Here is a 4168-nt window from a genome sequence, read left to right on the forward strand (position 1 = left end):
ATGACAAACTACTACACCTTGCCCATGTTGATCGCGGACATTTACCCGTGCTTATACTGCGGACATATACCGTATCAGTAACAATGCCTGTTTTAGTGCCTTGACACTAAAATTTTATTAGAATATTATGCATTTATGCGTACAACAATTGATATAAATGATGATTTGATGCTTGAACTTAAAAATCGATCTTTCACATCTGGTGATTCCTTAAAAAAGGTAATAAATAGAATAATTAGGCTTGGATTAAATACTGCAAAACAATCATCACCGCAAAAATATGTATTGCCTGAGTTTTCAATGGGTACACCACAGTATTATTCGCTTGATAGATCTTTGGGTTTGGCTGATGAGTTGGAGACAGAAGAACTCATCCGCAAAATATCCCTGAGAAAATAAAACGCATATGTTAATGGCAATTGTATTTGCCTTAATTTGCTTATTATCTGGCGAAAACTCCTTTGCCAATATTACTAAACAAGCCACACCATTGATTTTTCGTGGCAACATAGTGTTAAACAACGAAGTTTATCTTGCCGCACTTAATTTACCTGATGATTTTGCTGTCAATGACATAAGCGCAAAATTGGTTCGCGAAAAACTGTTAACCTTTTTACAACGTGCTGGTTATGAAATTGCTCGCGTTGAAACTGCTGTAGTTAATAATAAAATAGTAATCGACATCGACGAAGGCCGAATTCAAAAATTAGTTTTAAAAGGCAAAGGTTCACTGCAAACCGTGCGCTTATTGTTGGGGATAAATCTGCCCCAAAATGTATTTAATCGGCCTTATCTTGAACGTCAGCTTGAGATGCTCTCTGATAAATTAGATGCTAAAGTTGAACGTTTTGAACTAGTGCCTGTTTCTAATGTTCAACATGTAGGGCCGCAAGTAGATAGCCTTGGGCCACTAGTTGATGAACTGGGCAATTATATTGGTCGCCCTCTTCTACCACCAAGCGCTGATTATGAGTTACATATTTATTTTAAGCAGCGCGATTGGTCTAATGGCCTTGGTCTGTCAATTAATTTAAGTGGCCTCAATGGCATTAAAGCTGGTCTAACTTATCGCAATCAAGATGCCCTAATGTCAAATGATCGTTGGTTTGTTGACTCTTATATTGAATCTAGAACGCGTAGCCGTATTGAGGATAACACAACTTATCTTGCCATCGAAGGGGCAAAATTAGGCTTAGGTTGGATGACACCCCCAATAATTGGCGCTTTGCGTCCTATGTTAGCTCTTACTGGGATACACATCAGCCGTCAACGACCCGACATAGGATTAGAAAGTTATCATCATACTCGCGCCCAATTAGCCGTAGCATTACACTACGATTTTGCAGCTGGTGTCGCTGCAGATATTGGCATTGGTGCAGAACGTCGAGATATATTCGCTATAAATAAAGTCTCACAATTATATGTCCCCCAAAATATTGCTACCAGCTCTGAAACGCTTCCTTTCGCTAGTGCTACTGCTAACTTTATATTTGATATCGATAACATCAGACGTGATCGCCATCATTTGTTAAAACTTACTAGTCGTTATTATCCGGCAATGACAAATGCAAGCTGGGCCGTTGCTAATCTTGCTTATCAAAAAGTTTTTGCTTTGGGTTGGCATGATATCTGGATTACTTGCCGCGCCAAATCACTATTTGGCAAAGCGCCATTTGTAGAAGAACAAGAAATTGGTGGTTCATATGTTCGTGGTGTTTTCAGTAGCCTTCATTATGCTCGTCACGCCGCAACTACTGGTCTCGAAATGCGTTTTTCACTTACTCGTGATGTTTATAAAATAGGATTTTTCGCTGACTATGCTGTTTTTGGTGAAATCAATCGGCAAAACGACCATGAAACTACCCGCGGTATGGGTGCAGTTGGTCCGAGTTTTCATATGCTTATTGCTGATGCTTTTCAATTAGACGTTTACTATGCAATTGGCATGATTCGCAGTGTGGGTGGTCTTGAATATGATCGCGGCATCATGGCAAATCTGCATCAATCATTTTAAATTGATAAATTATTCAAATATTATGGCTGAAAATAATGTTTGCTAAGCAACACCCGGTCATTGCCAGCGTCAATTATCTTTCCGTTAGGCTCTAAAGTATCCCAAATATACTGCATCCGTGGTGACATTGAACGATTAGCTGAAACCACAATAGCGGCAAGTTTAAAACGACCTGCGGCATCAACAGGATTTTGCGTAATCTCCGCGACCATTGCACGTTGAGCTAATCCTAAAGGTTCCTCATACAATACTCGGCCATCAAAATAGAGTTTATTTGAATGGTCAGTGAGAATAACGTCGCTTTTGTTATTAATGCTTGCGTTAACTACGATAGCACTTTTTAAACGCGGCCATTGCATAGCATAAGCTTCTTTAGTCGAGTGTAGATTCCAAAGTATGAGGTTAGGTAATATGCGATCAAAATGAGACGCCAGTAAGCCAATACAAGTACATGCAATAAAAAAATATTTACGCTGCGAATCTGCTATTAAACGCTGTAACAACAGCCACAAAACAAAAACACCACCAAAAAATCCGCTGACAAATCTCGCCGTAACTTTCCCACTAAAAAATAACGGCCAAAATAACCATGTACCTATTATAAAAGCGACCGTAATAATTAAGGCCTGGCGCCAGCGTGATTCTAAGACAAGCTTATTTTGCCTTTTACGCCAATTTAAAAAAATAAAAAACGCAGCGACAAATAGGCAGCCGTACAATGAAGCGGCCCTGCGTGTCAATATAAACGGCCCTAACCAACCGGTAAGCGCTGATCTGCCAACATAAGCTTGGTGGTTCCAGTAATTACGTGTCCATTGACCAGTGATCTGAGAAGGAAATTTTGCAATCAAAGCGGGATAGACTGGATTTTCAAAAAGTAAGTAATTTTTATATAACGGTAAGGCAAAACATAACAAGCCTACAATTATAAGCGGCAACCATGGGCGTAAACGACCAATTGGCGGTTTGGCAATTATTATTGCTAAAAATAATCCCAACGTAGCATGGGCAAAGGTAAATTTACAACCTAGCATCATGCCACCAACACCAATACCAGCTGCCATAAAACCAACCGGAGAATCGATTAGTAAAGTAAGTAGAACAATTACCCCGGTGAGAATTACACCGTCTGGTTTGACCATGCGTAAAATCACACTCTCAGGTAAAACTCCTGGAAGGAGAATAAATAACAAACCAAGAAAACCCAAAGATGCTCGCCCTAATCGTAAGCTACACCAGATAATGACCGGAACAGTGATGGCAAGCACAGCAATTTGTGCAACACCATTTATAAACATGCGGGAATCGAACCAAGAATAATGCCATGCAAAAGCATATTCAAGGATACCAGCAAGATGTATATGAGGATCAAGAACACCACTAAAAGGTTCACCGTCTCGTACTACTAAATGGCCAACAACCAAATGATAACCAAGCTGATCAAACATCTTTTGCGGATGAGCAACATAACCCCAAATTATCGCTTGTAATGCTACCCCACCCCGCCAAAGCCAAAGCTCGTATTTCTTTGCTTGCGACTTCCAATTTTTAAAAGATTTATAAGCGGCTAAAATTGTGGGTTTTGTATTTGATAGCCGCCAAGATAATAAAGCAATTAAAAAAATAATAAATGTACCGACAAGTAATACATTTCGACTTGCAAAACCAGCAAGCACCAATGCTAATACAATTGCACCACTTAATGGCAACCAACAAAACCAGGCTAATAATAAACGCCATCCTGATGATAAAACGCGTGGAATAATAGGTAAAATAGCGAGAGTACCAATTATCTGCCATCCAATTGCAATTGCGATAATAGGTATGATCAACAAAAATGGAGGTAATTCAAATAAATTAGCCATAATCACTTGTTATTAAAAAAAGAATGTGTTCAATCTCTCATGAAAACTTAGTTTTAACTGTAAATCGTCGCTTAATACTTAACCTATAAAAACAATATGTGTGTATTTATATAGTGCTTCCTATAGATGGCAGTATTTATATCAGGGGGTGTCCCTAAATGTCTCCCGTCGATCTTCACGAAATCCGCTACTTACGACCGCATGCTCGCAGAAATCCTGCCTGCGACTTGCCACAAGCAAGCCTCAGCATGATTTTGCTGCGCGCGCGGCCATCGTTTACGCGGCTTTC

At 39.6% G+C, this 4168-nt stretch carries 3 protein-coding genes; 2 read left to right on the forward strand and 1 reads right to left on the reverse strand.

Annotated elements, in window-relative coordinates; genetic code table 11:
* Positions 1-135: 135 nt before the first annotated feature.
* Both JW841_03355 and JW841_03360 read left to right on the forward strand, forming a co-directional pair.
* The gene (locus JW841_03355; protein MBN1959958.1) at positions 136-399 is read left to right on the forward strand and encodes a hypothetical protein; all 264 of its coding nucleotides are present in this window, start codon (positions 136-138) and stop codon (positions 397-399) included.
* Between the two features lie 13 nt (positions 400-412).
* Complete coding sequence (locus tag JW841_03360) at positions 413-2014, forward strand: hypothetical protein (GenBank protein ID MBN1959959.1); 1602 nt, start codon at positions 413-415, stop codon at positions 2012-2014.
* A gap of 20 nt (positions 2015-2034) precedes the next feature.
* Here JW841_03360 and JW841_03365 read toward each other — a convergent pair whose 3' ends face one another.
* Positions 2035-3879 (reverse strand): hypothetical protein, encoded by a 1845-nt coding sequence (locus JW841_03365; GenBank protein MBN1959960.1) that lies wholly within the window; start codon positions 3877-3879, stop codon positions 2035-2037.
* Between the last annotated feature and the right edge of the window lie 289 nt (positions 3880-4168).

The sequence above is a fragment of the Deltaproteobacteria bacterium genome (genome assembly GCA_016931625.1).
Lineage (GTDB): Bacteria > Myxococcota > XYA12-FULL-58-9 > XYA12-FULL-58-9 > JAFGEK01 > JAFGEK01.

Bases quoted from the DNA above. Each gene is read 5' to 3' on its own strand.
- JW841_03360 (MBN1959959.1), top strand. From the start codon at position 413: ATGGCAATTGTATTTGCCTTAATTTGCTTATTATCTGGCGAAAACTCC.
- JW841_03355 (MBN1959958.1), top strand. From the start codon at position 136: ATGCGTACAACAATTGATATAAATGATGATTTGATGCTTGAACTTAAA.
- JW841_03365 (MBN1959960.1), bottom strand. From the start codon at position 3,879: ATGGCTAATTTATTTGAATTACCTCCATTTTTGTTGATCATACCTATT.